Source organism: Streptomyces sp. R-74717 (assembly GCF_047305335.1).
GTDB lineage: Bacteria > Actinomycetota > Actinomycetes > Streptomycetales > Streptomycetaceae > Streptomyces > Streptomyces atratus.
Window position 1 is genome coordinate 4,329,561 of the sequence record NZ_CP102361.1, and the last position, 15,692, is coordinate 4,345,252.

15 protein-coding genes and 1 pseudogene are annotated in these 15,692 nt (G+C 69.7%); 10 read left to right on the forward strand and 6 right to left on the reverse strand.

All coding sequences use genetic code 11. The features are described 5' to 3' along the window. Positions 1-89 precede the first annotated feature (89 nt). From htpX to NRF20_RS19580, 3 genes are read left to right on the forward strand one after another with little or no spacing between them, the layout of a single operon-like run. Positions 90-1,001, forward strand: coding sequence for a zinc metalloprotease HtpX (gene htpX, locus NRF20_RS19570; RefSeq protein WP_398633368.1), 912 nt, complete (start codon positions 90-92; stop codon positions 999-1,001). A 9-nt stretch (positions 1,002-1,010) separates the two neighbouring features. Then, on the forward strand, positions 1,011-1,595 hold the full coding sequence (gene pspAB / locus NRF20_RS19575; protein WP_398633367.1) for a PspA-associated protein PspAB: 585 nt from the start codon (positions 1,011-1,013) through the stop codon (positions 1,593-1,595). 57 nt (positions 1,596-1,652) lie between these two features. After that, entirely contained in the window at positions 1,653-2,240 is a 588-nt protein-coding gene (locus tag NRF20_RS19580) for a DUF1707 domain-containing protein (protein ID WP_398633366.1), read from the forward strand. A gap of 61 nt (positions 2,241-2,301) precedes the next feature. On the opposite strand, the gene NRF20_RS19585 is transcribed toward NRF20_RS19580, so the two are convergent. Continuing rightward, positions 2,302-2,721, reverse strand: a complete 420-nt coding sequence (locus NRF20_RS19585) for a Zn-ribbon domain-containing OB-fold protein (protein WP_398633365.1) — start codon at positions 2,719-2,721, stop codon at positions 2,302-2,304. After that, positions 2,718-3,170 (reverse strand): DoxX family protein, encoded by a 453-nt coding sequence (locus tag NRF20_RS19590; protein ID WP_398633364.1) that lies wholly within the window; start codon positions 3,168-3,170, stop codon positions 2,718-2,720. The genes NRF20_RS19585 and NRF20_RS19590 overlap by 4 nt, the downstream gene beginning before the upstream one ends. Before the next feature lie 180 nt (positions 3,171-3,350). Here NRF20_RS19590 and NRF20_RS19595 point away from each other — a divergent pair, with 180 nt between their 5' ends. After that, positions 3,351-4,538 carry a flavin-containing monooxygenase gene (locus NRF20_RS19595; RefSeq protein WP_413752974.1) on the forward strand — a complete coding sequence of 396 codons (1,188 nt, stop codon included), beginning with the start codon at positions 3,351-3,353 and terminating at the stop codon, positions 4,536-4,538. 35 nt (positions 4,539-4,573) lie between these two features. Here NRF20_RS19595 and NRF20_RS19600 read toward each other — a convergent pair whose 3' ends face one another. Both NRF20_RS19600 and NRF20_RS19605 read right to left on the reverse strand, forming a co-directional pair. Next, the gene (locus NRF20_RS19600; protein WP_398633362.1) at positions 4,574-5,161 is read right to left on the reverse strand and encodes a Uma2 family endonuclease; all 588 of its coding nucleotides are present in this window, start codon (positions 5,159-5,161) and stop codon (positions 4,574-4,576) included. 49 nt (positions 5,162-5,210) lie between these two features. Further along, a complete protein-coding gene (locus NRF20_RS19605; protein ID WP_413752975.1) occupies positions 5,211-6,134 on the reverse strand; it encodes a helix-turn-helix domain-containing protein in 924 nt (307 codons plus the stop codon). A 446-nt stretch (positions 6,135-6,580) separates the two neighbouring features. On the opposite strand from NRF20_RS19605, the pseudogene NRF20_RS19610 reads away from it, so the two are divergent. Continuing rightward, positions 6,581-6,898: pseudogene (locus NRF20_RS19610) on the forward strand (transposase); the annotation flags it as partial. A 34-nt stretch (positions 6,899-6,932) separates the two neighbouring features. Here NRF20_RS19610 and NRF20_RS19615 read toward each other — a convergent pair. Beyond that, positions 6,933-8,000 carry a pentapeptide repeat-containing protein gene (locus tag NRF20_RS19615; protein ID WP_413752976.1) on the reverse strand — a complete coding sequence of 356 codons (1,068 nt, stop codon included), beginning with the start codon at positions 7,998-8,000 and terminating at the stop codon, positions 6,933-6,935. A 611-nt stretch (positions 8,001-8,611) separates the two neighbouring features. Here NRF20_RS19615 and NRF20_RS19620 point away from each other — a divergent pair. Beyond that, positions 8,612-9,601: an AraC family transcriptional regulator gene (locus tag NRF20_RS19620; protein WP_413752977.1), complete on the forward strand. Its 990-nt coding sequence runs from the start codon at positions 8,612-8,614 to the stop codon at positions 9,599-9,601. Between the two features lie 17 nt (positions 9,602-9,618). Here NRF20_RS19620 and NRF20_RS19625 read toward each other — a convergent pair whose 3' ends face one another. Next, positions 9,619-10,491: an NAD(P)H-binding protein gene (locus NRF20_RS19625; protein ID WP_413752978.1), complete on the reverse strand. Its 873-nt coding sequence runs from the start codon at positions 10,489-10,491 to the stop codon at positions 9,619-9,621. A 194-nt stretch (positions 10,492-10,685) separates the two neighbouring features. On the opposite strand from NRF20_RS19625, the gene NRF20_RS19630 reads away from it, so the two are divergent. The 4 genes from NRF20_RS19630 (at position 10,686) to NRF20_RS19645 (ending at position 15,666) form a co-directional block, all read left to right on the forward strand. Then, positions 10,686-12,914, forward strand: a complete 2,229-nt coding sequence (locus tag NRF20_RS19630; protein ID WP_398633357.1) for an acetate--CoA ligase family protein — start codon at positions 10,686-10,688, stop codon at positions 12,912-12,914. 55 nt (positions 12,915-12,969) lie between these two features. After that, on the forward strand, positions 12,970-13,824 hold the full coding sequence (locus NRF20_RS19635) for an enoyl-CoA hydratase/isomerase family protein (RefSeq protein WP_413752979.1): 855 nt from the start codon (positions 12,970-12,972) through the stop codon (positions 13,822-13,824). Positions 13,825-13,986: 162 nt separating this feature from the next. Continuing rightward, positions 13,987-14,655 carry a HEAT repeat domain-containing protein gene (locus NRF20_RS19640; protein ID WP_398633355.1) on the forward strand — a complete coding sequence of 223 codons (669 nt, stop codon included), beginning with the start codon at positions 13,987-13,989 and terminating at the stop codon, positions 14,653-14,655. Positions 14,656-14,661: 6 nt separating this feature from the next. Further along, on the forward strand, positions 14,662-15,666 hold the full coding sequence (locus NRF20_RS19645) for a HEAT repeat domain-containing protein (protein WP_398633354.1): 1,005 nt from the start codon (positions 14,662-14,664) through the stop codon (positions 15,664-15,666). Positions 15,667-15,692 lie beyond the last annotated feature (26 nt).

Consider the following 15,692-nt stretch of genomic DNA (forward strand, 5'->3'; position numbering starts at 1 on the left):
CTGGAGGCGGGGCACTCACGGGCCGCAGATTTATTCGGATTCAACCGTAAAGGGGCACTATGGGAGACAGATGAGGACTGGAGGCACCGATGAGCCGAACCCGTTCCCGTTACGCCCCCGACCGCGGGCTGACCACGCGCATGGTCACCACCATGTTCCTGATCGGTCTGCTGTACGTGGTGCTGGTCGGCGTGCTGCTCGCCGTGCTGCGCGGCGCCTGGCCGATCATTCTGATCTTCACCGGCGGCCTCTTCATCGCCCAGTTCTGGTTCAGCGACCGCATCGCGGCCTTCAGCATGGGCGCCCGGGAGGTCACCCCCGAGCAGGCGCCGGAGCTGCACGGCACCGTCGACCGGATCTGCGCCCTGGCCGACATGCCCAAGCCCCGGGTGGCGATCGCCCAGAGCGATGTGCCGAACGCCTTCGCCACCGGCCGGAACGAGAAGACCGCCCTCGTATGCGCCACCACCGGACTACTGCGCAGACTGGAGCCGGAGGAGCTGGAGGGCGTACTCGCGCACGAGATGTCGCACGTCGCGCACCGCGATGTCGCCGTCATGACGATCGCCTCGTTCCTGGGTGTGCTCGCCGGCATCGTCACCCGCGTCGCCCTGTGGGGCGGTCTCTCCCGCAACAGCAGGGCCAATGACCCCGTCGGTATCGCGGTCATGCTGATCCCGCTGGTCAGCGCCGTCGTGTACTGCCTCAGCTTCCTGCTCACCCGGCTGCTCTCGCGCTACCGCGAGCTCTCCGCCGACCGCACCGCCGCCCTGCTCACCGGCCGCCCCTCGGCGCTCGCCTCCGCCCTCACGAAGGTGAGCGGCCAGATGGCCCGCATCCCGACCGAGGACCTGCGGAAGGCGGAGCCGTACAACGCCTTCTACTTCGTTCCCGCGTTCTCCTCCAAGGAGAGCCTGAGCCGGCTGCTCTCCTCCCACCCGACCCTCGAACAGCGCCTGGACCAGCTGGCCCGAATCTCCGCCGACCTCGCCCGCCCGTAAGGAACGTTCATGGGTCTTCTCGACACCATCCTGGGCCGCACCAAACCGGTCCGCCCCGACCTCGATCAGCTCTTCGCCGTGCCCTCCGCCGCCCTCACCCTCCAGGCCGGCGCGGGGTTCGCCCCCACCGGCCTCGGCTCGGTCTGCTTCGCGGGCGTCGAGGGCGGCACCTTCGCCCGCATCCAGCAGGACGTACGCGAACTGCTCGACGCCGACACCGAACGGGGCGGCATTCCGGTGGAGTTCAGCCAGGACACGTACGGCTACACCTGGCTGCTCGCCCGGCAGCCGGCCGAGGACACGGCCGCCCTGGTCAACGATCTGCACGCGGTGAACACCCTGCTCCAGGACGGCGGCTTCGGGCCGCAGCTGCTCTGCTCCCTGATCGGCTTCCGTGACGCGCGGGACCGTCCGCTGGCCCTGGTCTATCTCTACAAGCGCGGCACGTTCTATCCGTTCGCGCCGGTGCCGGGCGGCGCCGAGAAGCGTGACAACCAGCTGGAGTTGCAGGTCCGGGCGGTAGTCGGGGACGACCTCCGGATGGAGAAGGACCTGGCCCGGTGGTTCCCGGTGTGGGGGGCGCCGGGGCTGTGACGCGGGGAGGTCGATGACAGGGGACCCGGCGCCGCACCCGCCCGTATCATCGCTTCCATGACTGCTGAGCCCTCCCGTTCCGCCGACCGTCTGCGCGCTTCGGATGCCGATCGCGAGGCGGTGGTCGAGCAGTTGCGGGAGGCGGCGGCCGAGGGCCGCATCGACATGGACGAGCTGGACACCCGGCTCGGGCAGGCGCTGTCCGCCAAGACCTACGCCGAACTCGCGCCCCTCACCGAGGACCTGGTCCCCATCGAGGTGGCGACGGGTGAGCCGCTGGTCCTCAAGGGCGGCATGCACGGCGTGACGCGCTCGGGCGTCTGGAAGGTCCCCCCGGTGATACGCGCCCAGGGCGGCGTCGGCGGCGTCCGGATCGACTTCACCCGCGCCGAGTGCCGACTGCGCGAGATCGCGCTGGAAGTGCGCGGAGAGATGGGCGGGGTGAAGATCGTGATCCCGGAGGGCTGGACCGTGCACACCGACAACCTGGATCACGGCCTCGGCGGCCTGAAGGACAGGACCACGGACGAGAGGACGCCCGGCGCCCCGCTCCTCCGGCTGACGGGCTCCTGCGGCATGGGCGGTGTGGTCGTCCGCCACCCGAACTTCCGCGAACGCCGCAAGCTGCGCAGCATCGAGCCCTGATCCGCGCTGAGCTGCACTGAGCCGCGCTCAGGCACATGCACATGCACTCCATGCGTGGACCTCAACAGTCTCCGGGGTGGAAGACCGGAACGGCCTCCTCCCCCTCCTCCCGCCGGAAGGCCACCCGCAGCGCCATGCCGATGGCAAGGCCGGATTCCTCGCACCCCACGATCTCCGTCATCATCCGCGGCCCCTCGGCCAGGTCGACCACGGCGGCGGTGTACGGGACCCGGGCGCCGAACGGCGGCAGGTCGTTGCGGTGGACGACGGACCAGGTGTAGAGCGTGGCGTCTCCGCTCGCCCGCTCCCAGGTGACGTCCTCGCTCCAGCAGTGCGGGCAGAACTCGCGCGGGTAGTGGTGCGCGCGCCCGCATGCGCGGCAGCGGCGCAGCAGCAACTGCCCCTGGGCGGCGGCGTCCCAGTAGGGGCGGGTGAAGGCGTCGGGCTCGGGAAGGTCGAAACGTACGGCGGCCGCGGTCAAAGGAAGAGTCCGATCGCATCGTCGAGGGACCAGACCTGCCAGGACATCGCAAACAGCGCGACGAGCGAGATGAGCGCCATCATCGCGTTCTGTCCCTGCTCGGCCCAGTCGTGGATCATCAGCACGAGGTAGAGGAGGTTGAGGAGGAGTCCGGCGACGAGCGCCACAGGGGTGAGGAATCCGGCGATCAGGCCGAGGCCCAGGGCGAGTTCGGCGTACACGACGAGGTAGGCCATGACCTTGGGGCGCGGGGCGACGATCCGCTGGAATCCGGTGCGCACGGCCGTCCACCGGTGTTTGCCCGCCACGTCCGCGGCCCAGGCGATGCCTGTACCGCGCTCGAACCAGCCCTTCCTGTCCTTGTGCCGCCAGCTCTCCAGCCACCACAGGCCGAGGCCTATCCGGAGGACGGCGAGCCACTCGGCGCCGCCGAGCCACATCGTCTGCATCGGGCCTCCCGCTCACTGAATCTGACGGTACGTCAGTTCACCTGATGGCGACGGCTTGCGCAAGGGGCGCGCAGGAGGCATGCGAGAGGAACGCAAGAGCCAGACACCCGTGATCAATTCGCAACCGATTCCGGTCTTGACCGAGACCCATCAAGTAAGTGCGCGATTACGCTCCGAACCATGCCCGACAGAGCACCTACCGCCGGTAGCCCCACCCCGGCCCGCATCGACCTCACCGAGGACCGGCCCGTGTACGTCATCGGCGGCGGCCCGGGCGGTCTCGCCGCCGCGGCGGCCCTGCGCGAGCAGGGTGTACGGGCGGTGGTGTTGGAGAAGTCCGGGAACGTGGGCGCGTCCTGGCGCCGCCACTACGACCGGCTGCACCTCCACACGACCCGGCGCTGGTCCGCGCTGCCGGGGCTCGCGATGCCGCGCCGGTTCGGACGCTGGGTGGCCAGGGACGATGTGGTGCGCTATCTGGAGAAGTACGTCGAGCACCACGGGCTGGAAGTGGTGACAGGCGTCGAGGTGTCCCGGATCGACCGGGCCCCCGACGGAGCCGGCTGGCAGCTGAACGCGACCGGCGGCCGGATACTGACCGGCCGGGCCGTCGTCGTCGCCACCGGCTACAACCACACCCCGCGCATCCCCGACTGGTCCGGCCGCGACACCTTCACCGGCGACCTGGTGCACGCCTCCGGCTACCGCAATCCCGCCCCGTACGCGGGCAGGGACGTCCTGGTCGTCGGCATAGGCAACACGGGCGCCGAGATCGCCGCCGACCTGGTGGAGGGCGGGGCGTCCCGGGTTCGGATCGCCGTGCGCACCGTGCCGCACATCGTGCGCCGCTCGACGGCGGGCTGGCCCGCGCAGGCGACCGGCATCCTGGTCCGCAGGCTGCCGGTCCGGCTGGTCGACCGGGCCGGGCGCCTGATGGCCAGGATCGCCGTGCCGGACCTCGCCGCACAGGGCCTCCCACGCCCGGACACCGGCCTGTACTCACGGGTCAAGGACGGGGCCATTCCGGTGCAGGACGTGGGGCTGATCGACGCGGTGAAGAGCGGTCGGGTGGTGCCGGTGGCGGCCGTCGAGTCGTTCGACAAGGACGTGGTGGTGCTGGCCGACGGGGACCGGATCACCCCGGACGCGGTGATCGCGGCAACCGGCTACCGGCGAGCTCTGGAGGGGCTGGTCGGCCACCTCGGCGTACTGGACGCACGGGGCCGCCCGGTGGTGCACGGCGGCCGCACACCCAAGCAGGCACCCGGCCTGTACTTCACCGGGTTCACCAACCCGATCAGCGGCATGTTCCGCGAAATGGCCCTGGACGCACGGAAGATCGCCAAGAGGCTGGCACGCACCGGCTGACTGTTCGGGGCCGGGCGGGGGCCTCCGCGCGGGCGTCAGACGTAACGCGGGAGCGCGTCGGTCGAGATCGTCCATTCGCCGATGGTGACGTCCTCGCCGTACACGAAATCCTTGCGGATCGCGTATCGCGGACCTTCCGGCGTCGGGTGGATTTCGGAGAGGACGGCGCCGGTGCCCGTGCGGGGATCGAAGATCGCGTAGACGGGGATGCCGAGCAGTGGGTAGTCCCGCATCTTGCTCACCCAGTCGTTGTCCGGGTTGGACCGGGAGACGACTTCGATGGCGGCGATGAGCGTACGCGGGTCGAAGGAGCCCTCCCCCTCCATGTCGTCCACGGCGATCACCATTACGTCGGGGTGTCGCATGATGCCCTCGGCCTCCGCCTCGACATCCGGGGTCCCCGTATGGGCCAGGATCTCGTCCGGCATCAGCTTCTCCAGGCGGCGGCTCACCTGGGCTGCGGTCAGCTCGTGAGGACGCCCCGGGGCCATCATGTCGTGCACGATCCCTTCTTTGGTGATCTCCAGCTTGCCGGGAACGCTGTCCCGCATCTGTTCGACGATGTCGCGCATGGCCTGGTAGCGGAACGAGTCCCGCTGTGCGTCGTCCGGGGCGATGGCCATGGCGTGCGCTCCTCGTCTGTGCCCGGGGGCAAGGGTCGTCACGTTCATGCTAGGCGGCCTCCATCAGGTCGGATCGGCACTCGCGGCAGTGGCCTGGCTCCGGGGCCCGGAAGGCGCGGTCGCAGCCGTCGCAGTTCTGGAGCGGCTCCGGGCGTGGCACGGCTTCCCGGGCCGGAGCAGTGGGAAGCGGGGGTGGCAGGAGAGCAGTGAGGCGGTGGGCGAGGAGGCCCGCCGGGTGTTTCAGCGGCTCGGGCAGGTCGGCGACGAGGGTGCGGCGTACGGCGTCGGGGTGGGCATCGCGTTCGAGCCAGGCGGCGACGGCGGGGGCCAGTCGGCGGACGTCGTCCTCGGCCAGCAGTAGCCGGGGTTCCTGGCGGCGCAGGCCCGCGAGGAGATCGGTGGCCGCGCGGTGACGGTCGAGGTCGGAGACCTGCGGCTGGGGAAGCGGCGGACGCGGTGGTACGTGGGTGGGGGCGGGTTTCGCCGTATCCGGCTGGGGCGGGGGCGCGGGGGCCGTCTCCGGGGCCGGTGCGGGCGTCGAGACAGAAGACTCGGGGCCCGGGGCAGAAGGCTCGGGGACCGGACGGACGGGCCTGGGCCGAGGCTCGGGCACTGCGGCGGGGCCCGCATCGGTGATGGGCTGGTTGTAGCAGACCGTGCGGGTGACGACCCGGCCGCTGGGGAGGCGTTCCCGGGTACGTTTCAGGTAGCCGTGGGCTTCCAGTTCGCGCAGGGCGGCGGCGATCCGGGCCTCGCTCTCCGGGAAACGGTCGGCGAGGAACCTGATGCCGATCCTGACCCCGTCGGGCAGCGACTGGATGTGGGCGGCGAGGCCGATCGCGGTGAGGGACAGTTCGCTGTGCTGGGTGAGGTGGTTGCCGACGACCGTGAATCGGTTGGTGTGCCGGGTGTTGATGTGTACGACACCGGATGACGGTGCGCGCGAGGGCGCGCTAATCTGCGGGGTATCCATCGGGAAGCTCCTACTTCCTCGGTGGTCAGGCCCTCGATCGGGATGCCAGTCCCGGCCGGGGGCCGTCGCATGTCTGGGGTTGTTTGTCGCGGCGAGCATATGCCAGCCAACCGGTCCGGAATCCAGTCGAGTTGGCGAACCTCACCCGTGTGAGTGACGGGGAGGCCGGGTGGGGTTGGGAAGGGTGATTTCCCCGGTTCTTGAATCCTTTGATGTCGTGTGCGACCGCGTCGCGGCCCGCCGCGTCCTGGCCCACCGAGTCGTGAATCACCGGGTCGTGACTGGCGCGACCCGGTGGAGGCGGTCACGGTACGAGGTCGAGCTCGGCCCAGAGACCCATCACCGCCAGTGATGACCCGAGCAACAGGCCTGGGACTTCAGCACCGGGTAGCTGACAAGCGCCAACTACCGATGCAGCACCTCCTGTCGATCTGCGTGCCCTGGTCAATCTGTCCGCTCACAAGGGCGAGCAGATCCGCCGCTGGGCCAAGAAGCACCGCGTTGAGCTGTGCTTCACCCCGACCTACGCCTCCTGGGCCAACCCGATCGAGGCCCACTTCTGACCCCTGCGGCAGTTCACCATCGCCAACTCCGACCACCACAACCACACCGTCCAGACCCACGCCCTGCACGCCTACCTGCGCTGGCGCAACACCAACTCCCGTCACCGAAACGTCCTGACCGCCGAACGAAAGGAACGCGCCCGCACCGGCAGCGAGAAAGGCATCTGCCGGAGAGGACGTCCCCTCGCTGCGGCGGCCTGACTGCTCGACTCCGCGAGTCTGCCCGGTCAGGGCATCAGGCCGACTGCAGAGGCGGGGCGTTCCTCGTGATCGCCGCAGCCGGCAGCAGATTGTCCGGTTCAGCGCCAGGGTCGTCAGAGACGACGACGCCAGCCGTCTCGACACCGAAGCCGGTTGGCCAGATCGTGCGATCGCTCGCCAGCGCGCCTTCCAGATTCGTGTCCCGCAAGTCGGCGGCGCTCAGGTCGCATCCTCGGAGATCGGCCAACCGCAGATCCGCCCGGATGAAAACAGCACCCTGGGCACGGGCCTTGCGTAGATTCGCCTCGCGCAGGTCCGCACCGGAGAAGTCCGCCTCGCGCAAGTCGGCCTTGACCAGACGTGCGCCGCGCAGGTCGGCTTCGATACAGCGGACCTGTTGAAGGATCGAGGTTCCGAGCTCGGCATGCCGCAGGTTGGCCCCGATCAGTGAGGTCCTGCTCAGATTGACCTGGTAGACGCTCGCCGCTTCCAGGCACGCGCCATCGAGATTGACGCCGTTCAGCCACAATCCATCACAGTCGGCCCGACGCAGGTCGGTGAAGCTGACGTTGAGCCACTCGGGACGGCGTTCCTGACCAAGGACGCCGAGGCTGGTGAGCGCCACCTGAGCGTCCGCGGCGCGGGATTCGAGCGGGCGTACCGTGTTGATGGACGCATCCGCCGCCGGAGCGCCTGGCTCTTGCGGCGGCCAGGGGAGGTGCGTCCGAAGATACGCCGCCATGATCGAGATGACCGCCTCGCGGTCGTGGGCAGAGTGATCCGCGATCCGCCACAGTGAATAGAGGCCCCCGATCCGCACATCCAGTTTTTCGTTGCCGAGTTGATCGACGGCGCGACTGAAGCGATCGGTGATGATTCCCTCTCGGCTTGCGTTCAGCCCGTCCTGGCTGACGCGAATCTGGCGCCACGTGGCATAAGCGCCGAACAGGATGACCGCGCCGCCGACCGCTTGCAGGAGCGTGGTGCGCACGTTATTCACCGCGTTCAGACGGTCCACCGCGGCAAGCTGGGCCCCCGCAAGGTCGTGGTCGACTACCAGCCCTGGAAGAACCAGGAGCACAACGGCCAGTACGGCGAGCACAACCAGTGCAGCCGCCGCTACGGCAACGGTGCGAGTCGGGCGCCGGCCCGAGTGGCGCGGTTCGCGGCCACGAACAGATCCCCCCATACCCATGGGAGCTTAGGGCAAGACCGAACCCGGTGAACCTATGCGGTCACAGCACTGGCCCCGCAGGCACCCTACGAACCTTCTCTGTCAAGTTCAGCGTGTTGAAGAGAAGTACGGCCTTGAGGAAGCTGTGAACGACCCGCTACCTGAACGCCGTCGTCATGCCCTGTTGCGATCCCTGCCCGCCGAAGCGCGCTGCACGACGTCTTGGACGAGGATGCGGCCCGGCTCTCCCTGCTGCGTCACGCGAACCTCAACTACGTGAGTCGCTGCAGGTTCCGCGCTTCTCTCCCCGCTGGCGGAGGCCTGCGGCTCCTGCGTAACCCGGACACCGTTGGCTTGGACGACGATGAAGACGGCGCGGAGGAATGAGCCGGGCCTGACGGCCCGGCTCGTCAGCACGTTCCCCGCAGGGCTGAAGAATTACGTGAGCCCAGAGCTGTGGGGAAGCGTCAATGCCGAGTCGAGGTTGTACGGCGATGCTGTCCGGCCGGTCCGCCGCCCCGTGTGCGTACCGTTGGCGCATGGACGTGTTCGACGAGTTGTTGCGTGGTGTGCGGGGGAAGGGGGCGGTCTTCGGCCGCTCGGTGCTGTGGCCGCCGTGGTCACTGAGGTTCACGGACGGCGCGTATCTGACCCTGTGCGTGCCGCTGCGCGGCGAGGGCTGGATCGTCCCGGAGGGCGGGAGCGGAGAAGGCGTCGACGAGGGCAGCGGCAACGGTGATCGCGCCGCGCGCCGGGTGCGGGTCGGCGAGGCGGCGATCGTACGGGGGCCGGCCCCGTTCGTCTTCACCGACGACCCGGCCACGGGCACGGGTGCGGGTGCATCCGTACGCGAGGTGCGCTGGGACACCGAGCCCGGAGCCGACCCGGAGCCGCCGGACGAACTCAGCGGCCCCACCGTACTGTTGGCCGCCGCCTACGACGTGCACGCCGAGGTCCCGCGACGGCTGCTCCGGGTCCTTCCTCCGGTGCTCGTCGTACCGGACGAAGAGGACTGTTCGCCGCTGCGCGACTATCTGGAGGCTCAGATCGGCAGGGTGCGGCCGGGCCGGCAGATCGTGCTGGACCGGCTGCTGGACTGGCTGCTGGTGTGCACGCTCCGCGATTGGTTCGACCGCCCGGAGGCGGCCCCGCCCACCTGGTACCACGCACTCGGCGACGAGGTGGCGGGCCCCGCGCTGCGCGCCCTGCACGAGAAGCCGGCACATCCGTGGACGACGGCGGAGCTGGCCGCACGGGCCGGGGTCTCGCGCACCACGTTCGCCAAACGGTTCACCGAACTGGTCGGGGAGGGCCCGGTGGCGTATCTGACGGAATGGCGCATGACGCTCGCCGCCGATCTGCTGAGCCGCCAGGACCTGACGGTGGCGGCGGTGGCCCGCCGGGTGGGGTACGCCGACGCGTTCGGCTTCAGCGCGGCGTTCAAACGGGTCCGGGGCGTCAGCCCGAGCTCGTACCGCCGCGAGCCCGCGGTACGGGGCGAGCCGGACCGGGAGGCCCCGGCAGGCTGACGCCCCCTCCCCCGGGCTCAGCAGGGCCAGGCACCCGCGTCGGCCGCCTTGCGCACGAACGCACCGAAGTCCCGCGGCGCCCGCCCCAGCGCACGCTGCACCCCGTCGACGACAGGAGCCTCCCGGCTCGTACGGATCGGCTTCATCGCGTCCGTCCACAGCGCCGCTTCCTCGGCGGACATCCCCTGGGCGACCAGTCCCGCCACGAACTCCTGCTCGGGGACCGGGACGTACCCGGCCCGCCGCCCGGTGACCTTCGCGATCTCGGCCAGCGCGTCGTCGACGGTGAGCGCCCGCGGTCCGGACAGCTCGTACACCTGACCCTCGTGGCCGAGCCGGGTGAGCGCGGCGACGGCGACGTCCGCGATGTCCTCCGCGTCGACGAACGCGGCGGCCCCGTCCCCGGCGGGCAGAGCCAGCTCACCGCCGATCACCCCGTCGCGGAAGACCCCCTCGCTGAAGTTCTGCGCGAACCAGCCGGGCCGCAGGATCGTCCACGGCACCCCCGAGGCCCGCACCGCGATCTCCCCCTCCATGTGCGGCCCGGTCCCGTCGTAGGAATCCCCGAAGTACCCCGGCACGTCGGCGCCCCGGGCGGACAGCAGCACCAGCCTCCCCACCCCGCCCGCCACGGCTTGCTCCACCAGGGCGGGAGTCCGGGAGGGAGCGAGGTCCAGCGGAACGATGTACACCGCCGCGACCCCCTCCAGCGCCGCGCCCCAGGTCTTCCGGTCGTCCCAGTCGAACGGTGTCTCCCCGGACCGCGACGCCACCCGTGTCTCCACCCCTTGCTCCCGCAGCCGTTCCACCACCCTGCGCCCGGTCTTGCCGGTACCTCCGATGACGAGTACGGGCCGGTCTGTACGAGCGTTCTGTGCTTCCTGTGTCATACGAGAAGCCTGTCCCGGCGCCCCGCCCACCGGCCATGTCCCGGAATCCGGAATGGATGTCCGTGCGTCCGGATCAGCCTTTGCCTGCACACCCATTCCTGACGGGCCGTCAGTTCAGTAACCTGACAGAGTGTCAGCTTCGGGCTGGCCGGGCATGAGCACCCGACGGACTTCGAGCAGGAGTGGGCGGAACGATGCTTGGATCGACTCACGGCACCCTCACCACCGACTTCCGCGCCAGGGTGGTGGCCTGCGGCGAAGAGCCGCATGCCATCGTCCACAGCATGGCGGCCGCCGCCGCGGAGGGCGATCTCGATGTCAGCGGCCGCCCGCTGCACGCGCCCGTGCCGGATCTGGACCGGTTCTTCCGGCCCGAGTCCGTCGCCGTCATCGGCGCGTCCGACACCGAGGGGCGGCCCAATACCGGGATCACCCGACAGCTGATCGGCTGGGCCGAGCGGGTCGGGGCGCGACTGTATCCCGTACATCCCAGCCGGGAGTCCGTGTTCGGGCGGGCCTGTTCTCCTTCCGTCGCGGACCTGCCGGAGCAGGTCGATCTGGCCGTGCTGCTGGTCGGTGATCCGCTCCCGGTGATCGAGGAACTCGCGCAGTCCAAGGTGAAGTTCGCCGTGGCCTTCGCCTCCGGATTCGCCGAGACCGGTGAGGAGGGCGCCGCCGCCCAGGCGCGGCTGGCCGCGGCGGTGGAGCGGTCCGGGCTGCGGCTGCTCGGGCCGAACACCAACCTCAACGCCTTCGAGGAGTTCCGGGACGATCTGGACGGGCCGGCCATCGCGCTGATCACTCAGTCCGGCCACCAGGGGCGCCCCGTCTACACCCTTCAGGAGCTGGGCGTGCGGCTTTCGCACTGGGCGCCCACGGGCAACGAGGCGGATCTGGAGACCGCCGACTTCATCTCGTACTTCTCGCAGCGCCCGGAGGTCGGGGCCATCGCCTGTTACGTGGAGGGGCTCAAGGACGGGCGCTCCTTTCTGCTGGCCGCGGACCGGGCTGCACGGGCAGGCGTTCCGGTGGTGGCGGTCAAGGTGGGGCGTACGGAGACGGGGGCCCGGATGGCCGCGTCACACACCGGCAAGCTGACCGGCGCCGACCAGGTGGTGGACGCGGCGATGCGGCAGTTCGGCGTGATCCGGGTGGACGGGCTCGACGAGCTCCAGGACACCGCGGCCCTGCTGGCCCGGGCGCGGAAGCCGCAGGCCGACGGGGTCGTCGTGTATTCGATCTCGGGCGGCACGGGCGCGCACTTCTCGGACCTGGCGACCGGCGCGGGGCTGAAGATCCCCACCCTGTCCGAGGAGAAACAGCGCGAGCTGCACGAGTGGATCCCCGGCTATCTGAACGTGGCGAACCCGGTCGACAACGGCGGCCATCCGGTCGGCGACTGGCGCGGTCGGAAGATCATCGACGCGATCCTCGCCGACCCCGCAGTCGGGGTGCTGATCTGTCCGATCACCGGACCCTTCCCCCCGATGAGCGACCGGCTCGCGCAGGATCTGGTGGACGCGGCGGAGGCCACGGACAAGCTGGTGTGCGTGGTGTGGGGATCGCCCGTCGGTACGGAGGACGCGTACCGCACGACGCTGCTCGGCTCGTCCCGCGTCGCCACCTTCCGTACCTTCGGCAACTGCATCACCGCCGTGAAGGCCTATCTGGACCACCACCGGTTCGCAGCCTCCTACCGCTCCCCCTTCGACGAGGCGCCGCGCACGCCGTCGCCCTCGTTCCGCAAGGCGCAGGCACTGATGCGCCCGGGCCAACAGCTGAGCGAGCACGCCGCGAAACAGCTGCTGCGCGCGTACGGAATCCGCGTTCCGCGCGAGCAGTTGGTGACCAGCGCCGCGGCGTCCGTCCGGGCCGCGGGGCTGGTCGGCTACCCGGTCGTCATGAAGGCGTCGGGCGCCCGGCTCGCGCACAAGACCGAGCTGGGTCTGGTCAAGGTCGGGCTCACCTCCGCCAGCCAGGTGCGCGACGCGTACCGCGAACTGACCGACATCGCACGGTACGAGGGCATCGAGCTGGACGGCATCCTGGTCTGCCAGATGGTCGAGCGGGGCGTCGAGATGATGGTCGGTGTCACGCAGGACGCGTTGTTCGGGCCGACGGTGACGGTCGGGCTCGGCGGTGTACTGGTCGAGGTGCTGCACGATGCGGCGGTGCGCGTGCCGCCGTTCGGCGAGGACCAGGCGCGGTCGATGCTGGGCGAACTGCGCGGCCGAGCGCTGCTGGAGGGCGTACGCGGCGGTCCGCCGGTGGATGTGGACGCGCTCGTCGAGGTCGTGCTGCGGGTGCAGCGGATGGCGCTGGAACTGGGCGACGACCTCGCCGAGCTGGACATCAACCCGCTGATGGTGCTGGGGCGGGGGCAGGGCGCGGTGGCGCTGGACGCACTCGCCGTCTGCCGCTGACCGGCCACCCCGTCGGCCGCGCCACCGGCCGACCCACCTACCCAGGAGCTGCCTCATGCCGTCCTCCCCCGAAGACACCACCGAGTCCACCGAGTCCACCGACCCGCTTGATTCATTGGTACTCCACACCACTGACAACGGCGTCTCCTGGATCACGCTCAACCGCCCCGAGGCGATGAACGCCGTGACCTGGGACCAGCGGGAACGCGTCATCGCCCTGCTCGCCGAGGCCTCCGCCGACCCGGCGGTCCGGGCCGTCGTCCTCACCGCCACCGGCCGTGGTTTCTGCGCGGGCGCCGACCTGCGGGCCGCTCCGGCGACGGGCGCCCCGTCGACGGGCGACCGGGTGCCGGGCGATGTCGCCCGTACGATCCGGCTCGGCGCGCAGCGCCTGATCGCCGCGGTCCTGGATTGCGAGAAGCCGTTGATCGCGGCCGTCAACGGCACGGCGGCCGGCATCGGCGCACACCTCGCCTTCGCCTGCGATCTGGTGCTGGCCGCCGAGTCGGCGAAGTTCATCGAGGTATTCGTACGCCGCGGCCTCGTACCGGACGGCGGCGGCGCGTATCTACTGCCGCGCCTGATCGGCCCGCAGCGCGCCAAGGAGCTGATGTTCTTCGGCGACTCGCTCCCGGCGAGGGAGGCGGAGCGTCTGGGTCTGGTCAACCGGGTGGTCCCGGACGAGGAACTGACGGCGACGGCCCGCGCGTGGGCCCAGCGCCTGGCCGACGGCCCGACCCGCGCGATCGCCCTCACCAAGCAGTTGGTGAACTCCTCCCTGGACTCCGACCGCGCGACGGCGTTCGCGACCGAGGCGATGGCCCAGGAGATCAATATGACGACGCAGGACGCCAACGAAGGCGTGGCGAGCTTCGTTGAACGGCGTACACCGAAGTACCGGGGGCTGTGAGCGGCCCCGGAAGCGAACGTGCCTCATAACGTCACGCACATCTCATCTGACGTGACACGCACCTAACTCGGTGGACAGAGGGTGCCTGGTGATCTCGCGGGGTGGCCCCGCTTGACCTTGACACAGTGACAAGGTCTTCACTGTGTCAAGGAGGTGGTCCCGATGACCCTGCCGAAACAGGACACGGATACGATCCGAGCTCTCCAGGGGCTGGAGGACAGCCGCTCGTCAGTGCGGCTGCGGGCAGCGCTGGCGGTCGGTACGACCCCTGACCCGCGGTTCATCGACAAGCTCATCGAACGATGCGCGATCGAACCCGAGTTCTACGTGCGCGAAATGCTTACGTGGGCGCTCACCCGCCACTCGGCATCAATGACAGTCCCAGAGCTTCTCGATGAAGTCCGCTCGCAGCGTGCGCAGGCACGAAGCCAGGCGTTGCACACGCTGTCCAAAATCGGGGATCGGCAAGCGTGGCCGGCGATCACACGGGCACTTCTGTCCGACGCCGACGATGAGGTGGCGCGGAGCGCCTGGCGGGCAGCGGTCGTGCTCGTGCCCGAAGGTGAAGAGCCCGAGTTGGCCGCAGTGTTGTCGACACAGCTCGGACGCGGCGAACGTGCGACGCAGCTGAGCCTCAGCCGGGCGCTGATCGCGCTCGGTGAGGTGATTCTGCCAACTCTGCGCGCTGCGATGACGGATCTCGACCCTCGCGTGCGGGCGCACGCGATCGCCACGGAACGGCTGTTGCGCGACCCGGATGCCGGATTCGAGTTCGCGATCGAGGAGGCGAAGCGCGTCGTAGCCCTCGGCAGGACCAGCCAGGAGGGGTGATGGGCCGTGTTGATCGGTGATGTGGCACGACGGTCCGGGGTCAGCGCCCGCATGCTCAGGCATTACGACTCGCTCGGCCTGGTGCGGCCAACGGGTCGTACCGACGCCGGCTATCGCGAGTACTCCGGCGAGGACATCCGACGGATCTTCCATATCGAGAGCCTGCGGTCATTGGGGCTGTCGCTGCGTGAAGTCAGGCGCGCGCTCGATGATCAGGGCTTCACGCCCTCAGAGCTCGTCGACGACCTCATCCGCCAGACGCGAGAACGCATTGCGGGTGAGACGGAGTTGCTCACGCGACTCCGTCGGATCGGTGCCGCGGAACCCGCCGGCTGGGAGGACGTCCTCCAGATCGTCGCGCTCCTCCAGGCGTTGGGGTCGAAGAGCGCTGGGACGCGCCAGCGCGCGGCCTTGTCCTCCATCGAAGAGGTTCCGGTGCCAGTGGAAGCACTGGTCGAGGCAGCGCTGAGCGAGACGGACCCGAACGTCGCCGGAGCCCTTCGATGGGCTTTGGCACGATCGGGCGATGGCGCATTGGCACTGCTGGCGGAGGGCCTCGGCTCACCAGTGGCCGAGGTGCGGAAACGTGCCGTCCAGTCCATCGCCGAAATTCCGAACAGTGAGGCGACCGCACTGCTGCAGGACGCCCTCACGAACCCCGACATCGTGGTCCGCAGGTATGCAGCTCTGGCGCTCGGGGCACGTGGAGTAGCCGACGCGATCCCGACGCTCATCGACATGGTCGTCGAGGAGACGCATGAAGTCGGTGCAGCCGATGCACTGAGCGCGCTGGCGAGTCGTCCCGCGTTGGCGGAGCAGATCGCCACCGGGCTCGTCGATTGCCTCGCCCACGGCACCGTTGAATCGTCTGTACGTCGGCGGCTGGCACAGGCGCTCGCGGACATTCCGGGAATCACAGCGTCACGTGCCCTCGCAGATCTGTCACATGACGAAGACCGTGCCGTTGCGCTTACTGCGGCATACATTCTCGGGATACGCAACGCCCGATAACGGATCTTCCTGGGGTGCTGTGTGCG

Excerpts from the sequence above, each read along its gene's own strand:
- htpX (WP_398633368.1), top strand. The coding sequence starts at position 90 with ATGAGCCGAACCCGTTCCCGTTACGCCCCCGACCGCGGGCTGACCACG.
- pspAB (WP_398633367.1), top strand. The coding sequence starts at position 1,011 with ATGGGTCTTCTCGACACCATCCTGGGCCGCACCAAACCGGTCCGCCCC.
- NRF20_RS19580 (WP_398633366.1), top strand. The coding sequence starts at position 1,653 with ATGACTGCTGAGCCCTCCCGTTCCGCCGACCGTCTGCGCGCTTCGGAT.
- NRF20_RS19590 (WP_398633364.1), bottom strand. The coding sequence starts at position 3,170 with ATGCAGACGATGTGGCTCGGCGGCGCCGAGTGGCTCGCCGTCCTCCGG.
- NRF20_RS19595 (WP_413752974.1), top strand. The coding sequence starts at position 3,351 with ATGCCCGACAGAGCACCTACCGCCGGTAGCCCCACCCCGGCCCGCATC.
- NRF20_RS19600 (WP_398633362.1), bottom strand. The coding sequence starts at position 5,161 with ATGGCCATCGCCCCGGACGACGCACAGCGGGACTCGTTCCGCTACCAG.
- NRF20_RS19605 (WP_413752975.1), bottom strand. The coding sequence starts at position 6,134 with ATGGATACCCCGCAGATTAGCGCGCCCTCGCGCGCACCGTCATCCGGT.
- NRF20_RS19620 (WP_413752977.1), top strand. The coding sequence starts at position 8,612 with ATGGACGTGTTCGACGAGTTGTTGCGTGGTGTGCGGGGGAAGGGGGCG.
- NRF20_RS19625 (WP_413752978.1), bottom strand. The coding sequence starts at position 10,491 with ATGACACAGGAAGCACAGAACGCTCGTACAGACCGGCCCGTACTCGTC.
- NRF20_RS19630 (WP_398633357.1), top strand. The coding sequence starts at position 10,686 with ATGCTTGGATCGACTCACGGCACCCTCACCACCGACTTCCGCGCCAGG.
- NRF20_RS19635 (WP_413752979.1), top strand. The coding sequence starts at position 12,970 with ATGCCGTCCTCCCCCGAAGACACCACCGAGTCCACCGAGTCCACCGAC.
- NRF20_RS19640 (WP_398633355.1), top strand. The coding sequence starts at position 13,987 with ATGACCCTGCCGAAACAGGACACGGATACGATCCGAGCTCTCCAGGGG.